The 18378-nt window shown below is 60.4% G+C and carries 12 protein-coding genes and 1 pseudogene; 6 read left to right on the top strand and 7 right to left on the bottom strand.

Annotation, left to right across the window (positions count from 1 at the left end; all coding sequences use genetic code 11):
* Positions 1 to 181 precede the first annotated feature (181 nt).
* Positions 182 to 5170 carry a dermonecrotic toxin domain-containing protein gene (locus HX821_RS01665; RefSeq protein ID WP_177035189.1) on the top strand — a complete coding sequence of 1663 codons (4989 nt, stop codon included), beginning with the start codon at positions 182 to 184 and terminating at the stop codon, positions 5168 to 5170.
* A gap of 3 nt (positions 5171 to 5173) precedes the next feature.
* On the opposite strand, the gene HX821_RS01670 is transcribed toward HX821_RS01665, so the two are convergent.
* From HX821_RS01670 to acs, 7 genes are all read right to left on the bottom strand, one after another.
* Entirely contained in the window at positions 5174 to 6154 is a 981-nt protein-coding gene (locus HX821_RS01670) for a GlxA family transcriptional regulator (protein ID WP_003214334.1), read from the bottom strand.
* A gap of 247 nt (positions 6155 to 6401) precedes the next feature.
* Positions 6402 to 7166, bottom strand: a complete 765-nt coding sequence (locus tag HX821_RS01675) for an ABC transporter ATP-binding protein (protein ID WP_003214336.1) — start codon at positions 7164 to 7166, stop codon at positions 6402 to 6404.
* Between the two features lie 27 nt (positions 7167 to 7193).
* Entirely contained in the window at positions 7194 to 8306 is a 1113-nt protein-coding gene (locus tag HX821_RS01680; RefSeq protein WP_177035190.1) for a succinylglutamate desuccinylase/aspartoacylase family protein, read from the bottom strand.
* Position 8307: 1 nt separating this feature from the next.
* Positions 8308 to 9006, bottom strand: a complete 699-nt coding sequence (locus tag HX821_RS01685) for an ABC transporter permease (protein ID WP_008435252.1) — start codon at positions 9004 to 9006, stop codon at positions 8308 to 8310.
* Positions 9003 to 9692: an ABC transporter permease gene (locus HX821_RS01690; protein WP_003214341.1), complete on the bottom strand. Its 690-nt coding sequence runs from the start codon at positions 9690 to 9692 to the stop codon at positions 9003 to 9005. Before HX821_RS01690 ends, HX821_RS01685 begins: the two co-directional genes overlap by 4 nt.
* Positions 9693 to 9783: 91 nt before the next feature.
* Positions 9784 to 10569: an ABC transporter substrate-binding protein gene (locus HX821_RS01695; RefSeq protein WP_003214343.1), complete on the bottom strand. Its 786-nt coding sequence runs from the start codon at positions 10567 to 10569 to the stop codon at positions 9784 to 9786.
* Positions 10570 to 11253: 684 nt separating this feature from the next.
* A complete protein-coding gene (gene acs, locus HX821_RS01700) occupies positions 11254 to 13209 on the bottom strand; it encodes an acetate--CoA ligase (protein WP_003214346.1) in 1956 nt (651 codons plus the stop codon).
* Between the two features lie 394 nt (positions 13210 to 13603).
* Between acs and HX821_RS01705 the strand changes: the two genes are divergently transcribed.
* The 5 genes and pseudogenes from HX821_RS01705 to HX821_RS01725 all read left to right on the top strand — a co-directional run.
* Positions 13604 to 13873: a DUF2790 domain-containing protein gene (locus HX821_RS01705; RefSeq protein WP_008435250.1), complete on the top strand. Its 270-nt coding sequence runs from the start codon at positions 13604 to 13606 to the stop codon at positions 13871 to 13873.
* 143 nt (positions 13874 to 14016) lie between these two features.
* On the top strand, positions 14017 to 14880 hold the full coding sequence (locus HX821_RS01710; protein ID WP_008435249.1) for an AraC family transcriptional regulator: 864 nt from the start codon (positions 14017 to 14019) through the stop codon (positions 14878 to 14880).
* A 128-nt stretch (positions 14881 to 15008) separates the two neighbouring features.
* A complete protein-coding gene (locus HX821_RS01715; protein WP_177035191.1) occupies positions 15009 to 16265 on the top strand; it encodes a DUF1479 domain-containing protein in 1257 nt (418 codons plus the stop codon).
* 37 nt (positions 16266 to 16302) lie between these two features.
* A complete protein-coding gene (locus HX821_RS01720) occupies positions 16303 to 17586 on the top strand; it encodes an ABC transporter substrate-binding protein (RefSeq protein ID WP_177035192.1) in 1284 nt (427 codons plus the stop codon).
* Positions 17587 to 18056: 470 nt separating this feature from the next.
* Positions 18057 to 18378, top strand: a pseudogene (locus HX821_RS01725) (ribonucleotide-diphosphate reductase subunit beta); the annotation flags it as partial.

Below are 18378 nucleotides of genomic sequence, written 5' to 3' on the forward strand. Positions count from 1 at the left end.
TCTTATAGCGCCAACCCGCGGTTTTCGCGGGTTTACGCCAATGCGACAAATAGCATCGCAATGGCGCAGTTTAAACCGCCCGAGCCGGTTTTGGGCGGTCGGTGAGGCACAACTATCTAATGCCGTCGCCGATTGCTGTTTTGGTCTGCTGTTGATCTCATCCGCGCACAGGAACAGCGCCATGCCTGAAATCGACGAGCAACACTTTCCGCAACACCCCGATGTTCATTATCAACCGCTGGCCCAGGCAGCTCCCGACTGGCTAACCAGCGCTTCGGCCGACCGACGCGCCCAGCTCAAGAGCGCCCGGCCCAAGCCTTTGGCGTGGCACAAAATCGCCACCGGCGAGCAGCACCGCCAATTGCGCCTGCGCAACGCCAGCCACTGGACCGCGCAAAATCTGGTCGACCAACGCCTGGCGCAGCTGCAAGACGCCGGCGCTTTCGCTGCGCCCCTGCTGGCCGATGCCCTGAAAACCCGCTTTGGACTGACGCTGGACGTCCGCACAACCTGCTTGCGCCTGTACATTCCCGCCACCATTCCCTGGTTCCCCGTCAAAACCGGCGCCGCGCGAACCTGGACCGTCTCGCTGCTGGACGCCGCGCTGCACAACTTCGAAACCCCCGAAACCCAGCCTGACGCCTTCGAGGCTGCCAGCGAATTCATTACCCAACCCGATGCACTCGGCCACTTCCAACCCTTGCCCGAGATCAAGCGCAGCCTGTCGATCCCGGCGTTTACCCAACTGTGCAGAAGCCTGGATCTCGGTGCCCGGTACACCGCCTATCTGGAGGAGAACCTAGGCATCACCAACGCCGTGGTCGCGACGGTGCTGCAACGCGAGGTCAAGGCCTGTGAACGTGCGGCGCTGGAGGTTGGCCTGCAACTGGCCCATATGAAAGGCGACCTGGACACCCTCTCCCATCAAGCCCTGCAAGGCATGCTGGAGGGCAAACCGGGGATGCGCCTGGCGGGCAAGCCCGTGCGCTGCCATGACTTGCGCATGATGTCTGCCCGGCTGACCGGGATCGTGCTGTTCGCCCCGGACCTGGAGCGCGAGCACGGTGCAGTGCCCGTGGTGGCCTATGTTCCGGACGACCCGGAACACCCTATCAAGCAATACACCTCGACCGCCGCGTTCACCGCTGAGCTGACCCGGCAACTGCGCGACGCCAACTATCAACGGTTCTTCAGTCGCTTCGTTGCCCACCAAGACCGTGGCTTTTTCTTCGCCAACCTCAACAACCGCCTGGGGCAGATCACCTGGCATCCGCACAGCGCCACCGACCCGCAACCCACCTGGCGTGAAACTCCGCACCAGCGCCCCAACCTGCAATTGAGTGCACCGGTCATTCCCGGCGATTTGCTGACTCATCTCTACCAGCAAAAACTCAACAAGATCCTCAATGACGCCAAAGTCATTGCTGTGTCCACTGCCGATGTCGATCAGAAAGCCCGCTGGGCCCTGTGGGACTCATTCCAGCAAATCGCCACCTCGCTGCTCAACATCGCTGCACTGGTGATCGCGCCGTTCGTGCCGGTATTGGGCGAGGCCATGCTGGCCTACATGGCCTATCAACTGCTGGATGAGACCTTCGAAGGCATCGTCGACTGGGCCGAAGGGCAAACCACTGACGCCTTCGAGCACTTGATGGGCATGGTCGAAGCCCTGGTGCAACTGGGCACCTTCGGGGCGGGCGGGGCCATTGTCGCCGGCGAGTTTCGCGCATTGCTGCCGCAACGGACGGTGGCCTTTATCGACAGCTTCAAGCCGGTCCAAACGCCGAATGGCAAAACGCTGTATTGGAAGCCCGATCTCAAACCCTATGCGCGCAAAATCCCGCTACCGAAAGATTCCACCCCTGACGGGCGGGGTATTCATCAACACCAGGACCAGGCAGTGATCAGCCTGGAGGGCACCGCCTATGTGCTGAACAAAGCGCCGGCCGGCGAGGACTTCTCGCTGCTGCACCCGGACCGCCCCGAAGCCTATCAGCCCAAGGCCTGGCACAACCGCAGGGGCGCCTGGCAAACCGAGCTGGATCAACCGCTGTATTGGGACAGGCCAACCCTGCTGCGCCGGCTGGGACACATGGCGAACAGCTTCAGCCCACAGACGCTGGAACAGATTCGCAGCGTGAGCAACACCCCCGAGAACGTGCTTCGCCAAATGCATGTCCAGCGTGAACCGATGCCCGCGCTGCTGGAGGACACGCTCATGCGCTTCAAGATCGAGCAAGACATTTCGACCTTCATCCAGCAAATGAACAGCGACGACCCGACGGTGTTTCGCAACGCCACGCCCCTGACACAATTGCAACTGCTGTGCGAAACCCATATCTGGCCTGAAACCAAGGCCCTGCAAGTGGTGGATGCCTCGGGCCAGGTGCTCTGGCAATACGCACCCCGCGACAGCGCTGCGAAGGTACGGATCAACCAGGCGCAACTCGACAACGGGGATCTGTTGAAAGCCGTGCTGTTGGCGCTAGACGAAGACGAGATCAAGACACTGCTGGGGCAAGCGTTTGGTGAACCGCCCGATGCGCTTGAGGTACAGGCTCGCGCACTGCGCAAAAAGATCGCGCAGGCCGCCGAGGCGAAAGCCTCCAGCCTGTTCGAATCGCGCTACAAAGGCCTGAACCAACCCGAGCACGGGGGCGCTCAACAATTGATGGACCGCTACCCCGGGCTTCCGGCCTCGGCGGCCGAGGTCTTGCTGGCACAGGCCAGTGACCTGGAGCGCGCAGCGCTGCGCAACAGCAACGTTTCCACACGCCTGGACCAACTGGCACGCTGGGCGCGCCAGGAAACCCGCTTGAACCGCGCCTATGAAGGCCTGTACCTGAAATCGCCCACCAACCTGGACACCCACACACTGGCCCTGCACTCACTGCCGGAACTGCCTGGCTGGTCGGGCACCGTACGCCTGGAAGTGCGGGAACACACGTTTGATGGCGCCCTGCGCGACAGCATCGGGCAAGCTGCCGCGCCGCAACGCAAAGTGCTGGTACACGAGGAGGGCCGGTACCAGGCCTATGACAATGAAGGCCTGCACCTGCTTGGCAAAAGCGACCTGTACAGCGCGCTGCTCCAGGCGCTGCCCGACAGCGAGCGCAAAGGGTTGAGCCTGCATATCCAGCAAGGCCCGCAACTGCGCCAGGCCATTGCAAACGTTGCCCTGCCCCGCGACCGGCTGCTCCCGCTACTCGAGCGCCAGCCCGTCAGGCCGCCCGCCACCGGCAAACTTCCGAAGCTGTTGGGTGGCATGAACGGCTATGCCATCCCACCCGAACCAATGCCGGCACCCGGCGCGCCGCTTACGCTGATTCAGCGCCTGCAAGCGCTTTACCCCAACCAGAGCCCGATGCAAAACCGCGTCTTGCTTCAACAGCTCAATCGGCTGCCGGGCGGCGCGTTGCCGCAACTGGTGCAGTTGCAGGCCGAATACGCCCAACTCACTGCGCAGCTGACCGCCTGGCACGGTGAGACGCCGGCTCTCCATCCCCAGACTCAAGCCCCCCTTGCTCCGGATACCTTCGCATATGAACAGGAAAAACGCGCAACGCTGGCCGAAGAAATCAGGCGGTGCTGGCGCTGGGAAACCGGGCCGGCCATCAATGAAGAGGATGACGATGCAGTCGGCTACAGACTGGTGTACGAAGAGCCCATCATGGGCCGACTTCCCGTACTGAGCGCCAACTTCGACCACGTGACCACGCTCGGCTTGATGGGAGATAGCAGCACTTCGGGCGCACAGGCGTTTATTCAACGCTTTCCTCGCCTGCGAATCCTGGAGCTCAGGAACATGCCGCTGGGCGCGCTGCCCGTGGGGCTGGAAACAATGCCCAACCTGACCAGCCTGGTACTCGACAGTTGCGGCATTCAATTGACCGAGCAGAGCCTGGCAGCGCTGTCGTCGATGTCACGCCTCGAATCCCTGGACCTGTTCAATAACCCGTTAGGACGCGTACCCAGTGTCGAAACCATGCCTCAGCTCAGGTACCTGGACCTGTCTTCCACCGGGATTGATCAAGTCCCGGCCGGACTGCTCTCACGCCCTGAGCTTGAAAGTGCGATCCTCAATAACAACCGCATCACCGCGCTGCCGGATGCACTGTTTCAACTGCCGGAGGCGGTCAGTGACGGGATAGACCTGGAGGACAACCCCTTTCCCGACCCCGTCATCGAGCGTATCAAAAGGCACTTCCAGCGCACCGGTGAACGCTGGGAAACCACGGCCCCACACACCGATATCAACCGACTCCAGGCGCTCTATCCGACCTTCACCACCCACGAATGCAATCTGTTCATCTTCGGCATGCCGGGCACCCTGGAAACAGGCCGACTGGAACTGACGCGCATGGAAGCCGAGTACGAAAAGCTGACTAACGATCTGCATGAATGGCATATCAACGTGCCCACCCACCACCCGAGACTGGGCACCGAACTGACTGCGCAGGTACGCGCCCAGGAGCAAGTCAAGCGACTTGCCTTCAAGGAGCTGCTGGAAGGTTGCTGGCGTCGGGAAACCGCGATTGATGAGCTCGACGAGGGCTCTAGAATCACCCACGAGTTGCGCTACCACACCACGCTACTGGGGGATTTCCCGGCAGTGACGGCCAATTTTGACCACGTGACGCTGCTGTCGCTGTTTGGTGAGCAGGCCACCACGGGAGGCATCGACAGCCTTCTGGCGAGCTTCCCCAAGCTCAGGAGCCTGACCATTCACAGCTACCAGTTGCACAGCATCCCGCAAACCGTATTCCGCATGCCACGGCTGGAAGAGCTGATGCTGCAGCGCTGCAGCATCCGGCTGACACCCGCAACGAGCAACCAACTGGCAGACCTGCATACCCTGATCAACCTGGACTTGAGCCACAACCCCCTGGGCATGCCGCCAAGGCTGGGCAACCTGCAGCAACTGACGCTGCTGGACCTGGAACGCACCGGCATCAACCAGGTACCGCCGGGACTGTTTTCACTACGGCGGATAAACAGCGCCGACCTGAGCCATAACGCCATACAACATATCGACCGCAGCATCCTGGAAGTGCCCCCGCACAACTTCAACGCGATGCTCTGGGACGGTAACCCGCTGTCCAGGCCGAGCAGGAACATCCTGCGACGTTATGCACAGCGCCATCGCCTGGAGATGCCCGCCGAGCACTGATGCCTAGCCGCGCTCGGACGGCACCGACGACAATTCGAACGGGCTGCTGCTGCGGCGCTGGTTGCGGTCTTCACGAGGGGTGGCGCCGAAGAAGTTGCGGTAGGCGCTGGAGAAGTGCGGCCCCGAGGAGAAGCCGCAGGACAGGCCGATCTGGATGATCGACTTGCTGGTTTGCATGAGCATCTGGCGGGCCTTGTTCAGGCGCAGTTCCAGGTAGTACTGGCTGGGGACGCGATTGAGGTATTGCTTGAAGATCCGCTCGAGCTGTCGTCGGGATACGCACACGTGCTGGGCGATTTCGTCGGTGGTCAGCGGTTCTTCAATGTTGGCTTCCATCAGCAACACGGCCTGGGTCAGCTTTGGATGGCTGGAGCCCAGGCGGTTTTGCAGTGGGATGCGCTGGCGCTCGCCGCCTTCGCGGATGCGCTCTACCACCAGTTCTTCCGAGACGGCACCGGCCAGTTCAGCACCGTGGTCACGGGCCAGCACCGCCAGTAGCAGGTCGAGTACCGACATGCCACCGCAGGCGGTCAGGCGGTCACGGTCCCAGTCGAACAGATGGCTGGTGGCGATGACCTTGGGGAAACGCTCGGCGAAATCGTCCTGCCAGCGCCAGTGCACAGCGGCGCGGTAACCGTCAAGCAGACCGAGCTGGGCCAGCGGATACACACCGGCCGACAGGCCGCCGATCACACACCCGGCACGCACCAGTTGCTTGAGGGCGGTGCTGAGCTGGGAGGCGATGACGGTCGGTGGCTCATCGGCCAGCAGGAACAGCTTTTGGAAACCTTCCAGCTTGCCAGCCCAGGGCTCACCCGGCAGTTGCCAGGCGCCGTCGATTGGCGGTTCGGCCTGCAAAAACGAGAGTTCGTACACCACGTCCGGATGCACCCGCTGAGCAACGCGCAAGGCCTCCTCAGCCAGCGCAAGCGTCAGTGCTTTAGTGCTGGGCCAAATCAGGAAACCAATTCGATGGGCAGTCATGGAGTGCTATCCGAAGCGAGTAACAGTAATGAAGACAAAGGCCAATGCTAGCCGGTAAACCAACACAAATCTCTAAAGCGGGTGAAGATCCAAATGTGGGAGCGGGCTTGCTCGCGAATGGGGTGGATCAGTCACCGGATGTATCAACTGATACACTGCTTTCGCGAGCAAGCCCGCTCCCACAGGGGATTGGGCAACCTCAGGATTGTGAAGCTTGCACTAATTCAGTGCATAAAAGCAGTTCTGTTTACTTCAAGCTGCCGGAAAGAAACTGCTGCAAACGCTCGGACTGTGGGTTTACCAGCACTTCGCGCGGGTTGCCACGTTCTTCAACGATGCCTTTGTGCAGGAACACCAGTTGGTTGGAGACTTCACGGGCAAAGCCCATTTCGTGGGTCACCACCACCATGGTCCGGCCTTCCTGGGCCAGGTCCTGCATCACCTTGAGCACTTCGCCCACCAGCTCCGGGTCGAGGGCCGAGGTGGGTTCGTCGAACAGCATCACCTCAGGCTCCATCGCCAGGGCACGGGCAATCGCCACGCGTTGCTGTTCACCGCCGGACATGTGGCCAGGGAACGCATCCTTACGATGGCCCACACCCACTTTAGCCAGGTAGTGCTCGGCCTTTTCCCGGGCGTCTTTTTTCGACATGCCCAAGACGTGCACCGGTGCTTCCATGACGTTTTCCAGCGCGGTCATGTGGGACCACAGGTTGAAGTGCTGAAACACCATCGACAGTCGCGAACGCATGCGTTGCAGCTGTTTCGGGTCTGCAGCCTTCATGGCGCCGTCTTTGTTGGCCACCAGTTTCAGCTCTTCGTTATTGAGCAGAATCTTGCCGGCGTGGGGTTGCTCCAGCAGGTTGATGCAGCGCAAAAAGGTACTTTTGCCCGAGCCACTGGACCCGATGATGCTGATCACATCACCGGCCGCGGCGGCCAGGGACACACCTTTGAGCACTTCATGACTGCCATAGCGTTTATGCAGGTCTTGGACTTCAAGTTTGTACATGCGGTCGGTTCTCACAAAAACAGTTGGTCAGTCGTTGAGCAAGCGCCCGTGCCGCAGCGCTTCGCGCCCCGCCACCTTGGCCAGCCAGAAACCCGCTTGGGCATAACGTAGCCGTTCAACGGCAAACAACACCCCAGACGTACCCGCGCAAACAATGCTCACGCGGTCGGACAAGGGATCGATCACTTCAAATATCGGGTCGCCGGCTTCGACTACGTCACCGGCTTTACGCAGGTAGCTGATCACACCGGCGTGGGGCGCGAACAACAACTCGGTGCCTTCGAAAGGCAGGCCTTCACAGGGTTCGTGCTGCGGCGCGGGCCATTCACCACGGATCAGGCCTTGCTCGGCGAGGAACGCCAGGATGCCTTCAGCGTGGAAAATCGCTTCGTCACGGCCAGTATCGGCCTGGCCACCCAGCTCCAGAGTCGTCGCCAGGCACGCCAGGGGAATCTGCGCCTCGGGGAACGCCCGGGCCAGGCGCAGCCACGGTAGCGAGCAGGCTTCGTCAAACGAACTGCCGCCGGAATCTTCCGCCAGCAGGCCGACCTTCACATTCAGGTGCGCCGACAGCGAACGCCACTGCGGCCAGTGTTGCGGCAGCGCGTACATGTGCAACGCGGCTTCGGCGTCGCAATGCAGGTCGAGGACCACGTCGGCGGTGCAGGCATGGCTCAGCAACACCCGCTGCATGCCTTGCAACTGGCTGCTCGGCGCCGGCAACGCATTGAGCGCATCGCTCATGGCCTGGCGGATCAAGCGCACATTGGCGTGAGGATCATCCCCCAGCTTGCCGTTGAGCAACTCGGTAACCGGCTCGCTCAACTCAACGAAGTCGCGGTTGAAATTCTTGCCGCTGCCGATCTCGAAACGGCCCTGGTGACTGCCTTGCAGCAGTTGCCCCAGGCCCATCGGATTGGCGACGGGAACCAGCTCGATCACGCCGTTGAGGGCGCCTTGCTGTTCCAGTTCCGTCAGGCGTTTTTTCAGCTCCCAGGCGGCGCGCATGCCGGGCAATTCATCCGCGTGCAGGCTGGCCTGGATATAAGCCTTGCGCTCGCCGCTACCGAAACGAAACACCGTCAGCTGGCGTTCGCAGCCCAGGTGACCCCAGGGCAACAGGTGATCGATACGTTCCATATCAATGCTTCCGTGGAGCCAGGTAGCTCAGCCAGCGGCCTTCGGCCAACTTGAACAGGCGCACCAGGATGAAGGTCAGGCACAGGTAGAACGCACCCGCAGTGATATAGGCTTCGAACGGCAAGTAGTACTGGGCGTTCACCGTGCGTGCGGCACCGGTGATGTCGATCAGGGTGACGATGGACGCAAGGCTGGTGGTCTGGAGCATCATGATCACTTCGTTGCTGTATTGCGGCAGCGCCCGGCGCAGGGCCGATGGCAGCAGGATCCGGCGGTACAGCTTGTAGCGCGACATGCCCATGGCCTTGGCTGCCTCGATCTCGCCGTGGGGCGTGGCCTTGAGGCTGCCGGCGATGATCTCGGCGGTGTAGGCGCTGGTGTTCACGGCAAACGCCAGGCACGCGCAGAAGGTCGCGCTGGACAGCAGTGGCCACATGAAGCTTTCGCGCACCGCTTCGAACTGGGCCAGGCCGTAGTAGATCAAGAACAGCTGCACCAGCATCGGCGTGCCGCGAATCACATAGGTGTAGAGCCAGGCAACACCGTTGACGATCGGCTGCTTGGACACACGCATCAGGCCCAGGGGCAAGGCCGCGAGCAAGCCGAAGAACAGCGAAATGGCCAGCAGTTTCAGGGTGGTCAGCAAGCCGCCGAGGTACAGCGGCATGGCCTCCCAGATGACGTTGTAGTCGAAGATCATAGATCAGCCGCCTTTACGCCTACCGAGTAGCGCTTCTCAAGATGACGCAGGGCCAGCAACGACACGCTGGTGATCACCAGGTACATCGCCGCCACTGCGAGGAAGAAGGTAAAAGGTTCGCGGGTGGCGTCTGCCGCCTGCTTGGCCTTGAACATCATGTCTTGCAGGCCCACCACCGAAATCAATGCGGTGGCCTTGGTCAGTACCAGCCAGTTGTTGGTAAACCCGGGGATCGCCAGCCGAATCATCTGCGGCACCATCACCCGGAAAAACACCTGGAACGGGCTCATGCCATAAGCCAGGCCGGCTTCGGCCTGGCCCTTGGGAATGGCCATGAAGGCGCCACGGAAGGTTTCCGAAAGGTAGGCGCCAAAGATGAAACCCAGGGTGCCGATACCGGCGGCCAAGGGGTTCAAGTCAATGTAGTCGTTGTAGCCGAGCAACGGCGCAACGCGGTTAAGCAGGTCCTGACCACCGTAGAAAATCAGCAGGATCAGCACCAGGTCGGGGATCCCGCGGATCACCGTGGAGTACAGGTCGCCCAGCCAGGCCAACCAGCGCACCGGCGAGAGGCGCAACGCGACCCCGATCAGACCCAGAACAATGGCCAGGGCCATGGACGACAAGGCGAGCTGAAGCGTCAACCAAGCGCCATCGAGGATGACAGCCCCGTAGCCTTTCAACATGATTCAGGTCCTCGAAAAGGGGGATGAAAAAATGGCGCAAACTTCAGAGATCCTGGTGCTTGCGCCATTCTGGACAGACAGCTGCGACGGTTTACTTGGCTTCTGGGCCGTAAATGTCGAAGTTGAAGTACTTGTCCTGGATTGCCTTGTACTTGCCGTTGGCACGGATCGCAGCGATTGCAGCGTTGATGCGGTCCAGGTTTTCCTTGTCGCCTTTACGTACCGCGATGCCGATGCCGTCGCCGAAGTACTTGGCGTCGGTGAAGGCCGGGCCGGTGAACGCGTAGCCTTTACCGGCTGGCGTGTCGAGGAAGCCTTCCTGCAACAGGGTGGCGTCGGCTACGGTGCCATCAAGGCGACCGGCTTCTACGTCCAGGTAGATTTCGTTCTGCGAGCTGTAAGGAACAATGGTGGCGCCTTTGGGAGCCAGCACTTCCTTGGCGAAACGGTCGTGGATCGAACCGCGCTGCACGCCGATTTTCTTGCCTTTCAATTCATCCAGGCTGTCGCTGACGGCAGTGCCTTCCTTCAATACCAGGCGAGCTGGGGTCAGGTAGTAGCGGTTGGTGAAGTCCACGGACTTCTTGCGATCGTCGGTGATGGACATCGAGGACAGGATGGCGTCGATCTTGCGCACTTTCAGCGCCGGGATCAGGCCGTCGAATTCCTGCTCGACCCAGGTGCACTTGACCTGCATCTGCTCACACAGGGCGTTGCCGATGTCGTAGTCAAAACCGACGATGCTGCCGTCCGGTGCCTTGGAGGCAAACGGAGGGTAAGCCGCTTCAATACCAATCTTCAGTGGCTTGCCTTCGGCGAAAGCCTGCATGGACAGCACGGACAGCGCCAGGGCGCCCAACAGCACGAGTTTCTTCATCTTGGGACTCCATCGGTATAGGGCAAAACAGCAGTATGAGCCAGGGCCCACGATGCGAATGAGTGAAACCGAATAGCGGTGCTGCGTCCTGCGCCAGTTCAGCATCGGCGACGACGAGCGAGTGATCGGCATTCTAACGACAGGCCGGAAGCCGATATTTCCTCAATGCGACAACAATTTACAGAAGCACCGAGAAAGCGGTTCCAGCACATTGACAGCCTCTTGATTTTATGCAGAGGCAAAAGATATTAAACCTGTTAACGCTGCAAGTTGCGGGCCTATTATTCGCAAACCCTTCTAGCACGGCAAGTGTAGCGTTGGATCTAATTTTTCAGGGCGTCTAAGACGCGGGTTTTCGGGGCAACGGCGTAGCACTTTGCCTCATGTTTGGGCGCGGGGTTACACATTTGCTAGGTTCGGTAACATTCAGAAACTTCCTACAACACAATCCGATATTTATTGGCCTTGTGTAAGTCGCGCCACTGAATGACCAATCTTGGAATGCAATCAAAATGTGGGAGCGGGCTTGCTCGCGAAGACGGTGTGTCAGTGGGTGATGTGCTGGCTGACACGCCGCCTTCGCGAGCAAGCCCGCTCCCACAGGGGTTATAGGTCGCCTGTCCGATCGCACAAAAAAGCCCCACCCGGCCTACGCCGAATGGGGCTTCGTCCCACAAACCCGCCTTACGCGACGTTCATGGTCTTGTGCGTCTCGATCAAATGCGCCACCACACTCGGGTCCGCCAGGGTGGAGATATCCCCCAACCCGTCGTATTCAGCGGTGGCAATCTTGCGCAGGATCCGGCGCATGATTTTCCCCGAACGGGTCTTCGGCAAGCCCGGCGCCCACTGGATCACATCCGGTGAAGCAATCGGCCCGATCTCTTTACGCACCCAGTTTTTCAACTCCAGGCGCAACGCTTCATTCGGCTCTTCGCCGTTTTTCAGCGTGACATACACATAGATGCCCTGGCCCTTGATGTCATGAGGCACCCCCACCACCGCCGCTTCCGCGACTTTCGGGTGGGCAACCATGGCGCTTTCAATCTCGGCGGTGCCCATGCGATGGCCGGACACGTTCAGCACGTCATCCACCCGCCCGGTGATCCAATAGTAGCCATCCTCGTCACGACGCGCACCGTCACCGGTGAAGTACATGCCACGGAAGGTCTTGAAGTAGGTGTCCACAAACCGGTCATGGTCGCCATACAGGGTACGTGCCTGGCCCGGCCACGAATCCAGGATCACCAGGTTACCCTCGGCCACGCCTTCAATCAGGTTGCCGAGGTTGTCCACCAGCGCCGGTACCACGCCAAAGAATGGGCGCGCCGCCGAACCCGGCTTGAGGGCATGGGCGCCCGGCAGCGGGCTCATCATGTTGCCGCCGGTCTCGGTCTGCCACCAGGTATCGACGATCGGGCAACGGGATTGGCCGACGTTCTTGTAGTACCAGTCCCACGCTTCCGGGTTAATCGGCTCACCCACCGAACCCAGCAGGCGCAAGCTGCTGCCATCGGCGCCTTCGCAGGCGGCGGTGCCGGAGGCCATCATGGCGCGGATCGCGGTCGGTGCGGTGTAGAGGATGTTCACTTTGTGCTTGTCGACGATCTTCGCCACCCGGGTGATGTCCGGATAGTTCGGCACGCCTTCGAACATCAGCGTGGTTGCGCCGTTAGCCAGTGGGCCATAGACGATATAGGTGTGGCCGGTGACCCAGCCGACGTCGGCGGTGCACCAGTAGATTTCGCCCGGGCGGTAGTCGAATACGCGCTCGTGGGTCAGGGCTGCGTACAACAGGTAGCCGCCGGTGGTGTGCTGCACGCCCTTCGGCTTGCCGGTGGAGCCGGAGGTGTAAAGGATGAACAGCGCTTCTTCGGCGCCCATCTCTTTCGGCGCACACACGGTGCCCGCCACTTTCATCAGGTCTTCGTACCAGATGTCGCGATGCTGGTTCCACTTGATGTTGCCACCGGTGCGCTTGCACACGATGACTTTCTGGATGCTGCTGGTTTCCGGGTTGGTCAGGGCGTCGTCGACGTTGGCCTTCAGGGAAATCTTCTTGCCGGCACGAATGCCTTCGTCGGCGGTGATCACCACCTTGGATTTGCAGTCGATGATCCGACCGGCCAGGGCCTCTGGCGAGAACCCGCCAAACACCACCGAGTGAATCGCACCGATCCGGGCACAGGCCAGCATGGCGACCGCGGCTTCGGGAATCATCGGCATATAGATAGTCACCACGTCGCCGCGGTGCACATCCTGGCCGCGCAGGGCGTTGGCGAACTTGCAGACTTCTTCATGCAGCTCGCGGTAGGTGATGGTGCGGCTTTCGGCAGGGTCGTCGCCCTCCCAGATGATTGCTGGCTGGTCGCCACGCTCGGCGAGGTGGCGGTCCAGGCAGTTGTAGGAAACGTTGAGGGTGCCGTCGGCAAACCATTTGATGTCGACATGGTGATCGTCGAAGGAGGTCTGCTTCACCGTGGTGAAAGGCTTGATCCAGTCAAGGCGCTTGGCTTGCTCGCGCCAGAAACCGTCGGGGTTGACCACCGACTGCTGGTACATGGCCTTGTAGGTCGCCTCATCGGTCAGCGTATTGGCTGCTACTTCGGGGCGAACGGGGTACAGAGAAGCCGCACTCATCTTTCTTACCTCGGTGACATAGTTGTTGTTGTATGGCCCTGTTGTAGCCGGGCCGGACCTATAGAACCATTCGACGATGGTAGTAACAAGCCCCTACAAATTGCCCACCTATCCCCTGGCAGCGCTCTGGCCCGCGGCCCGTGGCGCTTTGCAGGTTTCTGAAAAAACCTTCATTTCGCGATTGTTACAAAAACCACCAATAGTGTTTATCAAAAGCACGGGTATATGAATATAACGCGGACGCCTAAAATCAACCTCGCCATCAAGGCACTGTGATTAACAACGTAACAGCCCCCACGAAGGCAACGTTAATCCGAACTTCCCAATCAAGTTACACACGTGGCCTCACAAGGGCCCCGTGACCCCTTTCGACCGCCAAAAGGTAAATAGTCAAATGAAAGCGTTATTAGTTATGGCCCTTAGCAGCTTGTGCGCCACCGCCGCCCTGGCCGACGAAGCCCCGACTGACGTAGCCAGCCAGAGCACCCCGATTGTTGAGGATTACACTTACAGCACCCATCTGGACGTCGCCAAAGTAGTGTCCATGAGTGAAGTCCCGGATGTATGCAAAGTTGTACCGGTAAAAATGGAATATGAAGACTCACAAGGTCAGCGTCATATTCTTCAATATCAGGTCATGGGTAACGGTTGCTCTAACGGATAATAACTTCGTTAGTTTGAACTGAACCTGATCTTATTCGCCGCAAGAAATCGTTCTTGCGGCAAAGAGCCGGCTTATCCCCTACCGCTTGAATCGAATGCTACGATTGTGGCGCCGCCACCTCACCTGCAAGGCAGGATGCATTCATGCGAGCCAGTTTCGAAAAAATCCCCACCGAGGCGAACACCTCCTGGACCCTGCTGAACAGGCGTCTACCGGAGGCGATTCCGTTTGAATGGCATCACCATCCCGAATACGAACTGACCCTCACCCTCAACAGCCGCGGGCACCGCTATATCAGCAACGATGTGGCGCTGTACGATGACGGCGACCTGGTGCTGGTGGGCCCGAACGTGCCCCATAGCTGGTCTTCCGCCGAGCTGATCGACCCCGCCAAACCGCACATTGCCCTGGTCATCTGGTTTTCCGAGGCCTGGGCGGACTCGCTGGTGCAACTGTTTCCGGAGATGGGGTCGACGCGTGCGCTATTGGCTGCAGCGCGACAGGCGTTGAGTTTCAGTGATGCTACGTCCCGGGCGCTGCGCCCGGTGATCGAAGCCATGGTCGAGCAAGACGCTTCCCAGCGACTGATCTCGTTGCTCAGCGTGCTCAACACATTGTCCCGGGATATCGCCGCGCAGCGCATCGCGACGGAAAACGCCGCCCCTCACATCGTTGAAGACGCGCGCATCCGCCGCGTTCTGGACTACCTGCACGGCCACTATGCGCAACCTGTCGGCATTCCCGAGCTGGCGCAAATGGCCTGCGTCAGCGTTTCAGCCTTCCATCGCATGTTCCGCAAACACACACGCTGCACGGCGCTGGACTACATCGTCCGGCTACGCATCGGACATGCTTGCGCTTTATTGATGCGGGGCAACCTGGCGGTCAGCGCGATTTCCGAACAGGTCGGCTATGCCTCCCAGGCGTTGTTCAATCGGCAGTTCAAGGCGCACAAGGGCATGACGCCGTCACAGTTTCGGCTTCAACACGGGCATCACTTTCAATAAGCCGATTCTTCTATACGCCTCGAAACAAACGCCACAATCGTACTACTCAACGCTCCAAATCAGGCTGCCGCCCAAGCAGGCCGGGGTGATTCCATACCTGTATGCACAACAACAAGACAGGTCACCCCATGAGCAACTACCACACCTTCGAATGTGCCGAGCTGCCGGACGACTACAAGCGCAGCATCGTCGCCATGAAAAAGGCCCTGCGCGCGCAGATCGGCGACGTGCCTGGGCTGTTCGCCGAGGTCAGCGAGTTCATCAGGGCTGAAATCGCCTCGATCAAGGCCCAGCAGTCTGCCTGGCCCGAACTCGACTTTGAAACCATCGCCACCGGCCAGGTCACCGAAGCACAACGAGCCCTCATCAAGCGCCGGGGCTGCCTGGTGATCCGCAACCACTTTCCCAGGGAACAGGTGCTGGCGTGGGACAAGAGCCTGCTGGACTACCTCGACCACAACCTTTTCGACGAGGTGTATCGCGGCCCGGCTGACAACTTCTTCGGCAACCTCGAAGCCTCACGCCCGGAAATATTCCCCATCTATTGGTCCGACGCCCAGATGCAAGTGCGCCAACACGAACGCATGGGCGCTGCACAGTCGTTCCTGAACCGCCTGTGGACCTACAACTCCCAAGGCCGGCATTGGTTCGACCCAGACATCAATGCGCTGTACCCCGACCGCGTCCGCCGCCGCCCACCCGGCACCACCTCCAAAGGGCTTGGCCCCCACACCGACTCGGGCGCCCTGGAACGCTGGCTGCACCCCGCCTACCTCAAGGTGTTCGACAAGATCTACCGCAACGACTTCAAGTCCTACGACCCCTGGGACGCCGCCCATCGCACCGAAGTCGATGAATACGCCTACAAGGACACGGTGAAATGCTCGGCCTTCCGCACCTTCCAGGGCTGGACCGCACTGTGCGACATGCAGGCCGACCAGGGCGTGCTGCATACCTTGCCGATCCCCAAGGCCATGGCCTACATGCTGCTGCGCCCGCTGCTGGACGATGTCCCCGAAGATGAGCTGTGCGGCGTTGCGCCGGGCAAGGTGCTGCCAGTTTCAGAGAAATGGCACCCGCTGCTGGTCCAGGGCATGACCCCGATTCCGGACGTGCAGGCCGGCGATTCGGTGTGGTGGCACTGCGACGTGATCCACAGCGTCGCCCCCGTCGAAAATCAACAGGGCTGGGGCAACGTGATGTACGTGCCCGCCGCGCCCATGTGCCCGAAAAACCTGCGGTACGCCAAGGATGTGCTCAGGGCGTTCGAGCAAGGGGCCTCACCGGATGATTTCGCCCGGGAGGACTACGAGAAAGAGTGGAAAGACCGCTTCATGACGCCGCAACTGAACACCCTCGGCCGCAAAGGGCTGGGGCTGGAATAAGCACCGCTCCCTAAAACAACAAAAAGGGTTATCCCACATGAAAATCCCCCATCGCCTTGCCGTTGCCATCTCCCTCGCCAGCCTTTGCACGTTCGCCGCTCACGCAGCCGACAGCAAAGGCACTGTTGAAGTCGTCCACTACTGGACCTCGGGCGGGGAAGCCAAGTCTGTACAGGTGCTGCAACAACTGATCGAGAAAGACGGCTTCATCTGGCAAAACAGTGCCGTGGCCGGCGGCGGTGGCGCTGCTGCCATGACCGTCCTCAAGAGCCGCGCCGTCTCCGGCAACCCGCCCTCTGCCGCGCAGATCAAAGCTCCGGACATTCAGGAGTGGGGCAAGCTGGGCCTGCTGACCAGCGTCGACAACGTCGCCAAGGCCAATCACTGGGACAGCCTGCTGCCCGAAAGCATTGCGCAACTGATGAAGTTCGACGACCACTACGTCGCCGTACCGCTCAACATCCACCGCATCAACTGGTTATGGATCAACCCCGAGGTGCTCAAGAAAGCCGGCGTGTCCAAAGCCCCGGCCACCCTGGAAGAACTCTACGCCGCCGGCGACAAACTCAAGGCCGCCGGCTTCATCGCCATCGCCCACGGCGGCCAACCCTGGCAGGACACCACCGTATTTGAAGGCCTGGTGCTCAGCATCCTGGGCGCCGATGGCTTCCAGAAAGCCTTTATCGACAACGACGAAGCCACCTTCACCGGCCCCAAAATGACCGAAGTCTTCGTCGCGCTGCGCAAGCTGAAGACCTACATGGACCCCAACGGCGCAGGCCAGGACTGGAACATGGAAACCGCCAAAGTCATCAATGGCCAGGCCGGCATGCAAATCATGGGGGACTGGGCCAAGAGTGAGTGGACCGCGGCGGGTAAAAAAGCCGGGGCCGATTATGAATGCGTGCCCTTCCCCGGCTCACAAGGCATTTATAGCTACACCATCGACTCACTGGCCATGTTCAAACCGTCCAGTAAAAATGATACGCCGAGCAACAACGCGGCTCGCGACGACCTGGCCAAGATCGCCCTGGAGCCGCAATTCCAGAGCGTGTTCAACCAGAACAAAGGCTCCATCCCGGTGATCAAGGGCCTGGACATGAGCCAGTTCGACAGCTGTGCCCAGGCTTCCGCCAAGGACTTCGCCGAAGCCGAGAACGCCGGCACGCTGGAGCCGAGCATGGCCTTCAACATGTCCACGTCCCAGGCGGTGCAAGGGGCGGTGTTTGATGTGGTCAGCAACTTCATGAGCAATAAAGACGCGGACCCCGCCAAGGCTGGCAAGCAGATGTTTGCCAGCATCAAAGCCGCAGCCCAGTAACCCCCCGCGACCCGTTCTTGCGCCAAACGGCGCAAGAACTTCCAGACCGAATCTGCCCCAGTTCGGCGCGCTGAAACAAACGCCTACCGCCCGTCAAAAAAATCCAAGCCAGGCAAAGCCTTGTAAACCCGGACCTTGGCTGCAAACACCACCATTTTGGCCGCTCACCGAGACCATCCGCCGCAACACAAAGTCGAATTTTTCCCTATAATGCGCGGGTAAATCGGGCCTGCAATATCCCTTTACATGGGGACGAAGAGCCAGACCTGAGGCCCCCGCTGGAGCCAGTAAGCATTGCTCCGCCCCTCAAGCCTCAAGCAGAACACCCGTAACCCTGATTCCGTTTAATGCGTGCGCTAGCTGCAACAAACGATTCCTTAAGATCCACCGCGGCCTTTGGGCCGTGTGAACACCCAACCATCCGGTTTCACACGGGCACCTTAGAGCCCTCACGCAGGAGACGACACGTCATGCTGAGCTGGGACGAGTTCGACAAAGAAGAAGACGGCGAAGTAGTTGCCAAAGGCGCCAACGCCGGCCACGCCACCGAAGCCAACATGGACCGCCTCGACGGTGCCGGCGCTGCCGCCGCCATCGAAGCCCGCGCCGTCACCGCCAATGACTCCGCCGCCATCGTGCGCGCCAAGGCCGCCCTCGACAAACTCGACGTCGCCGAAGGCCTCGCCGAACTCGAAGGCTCCGCCGCCCGCGTCGCCGTTGACGAAAAGCGCATGATCAACTGCCGCGCCGACCTCAACCAACTCGTACCCTTCAAGTACGACTGGGCCTGGC

Origin of the sequence: Pseudomonas sp. B6001 (genome assembly GCF_013386015.1) — a bacterium.
Classification (GTDB): Bacteria; Pseudomonadota; Gammaproteobacteria; order Pseudomonadales; family Pseudomonadaceae; genus Aquipseudomonas.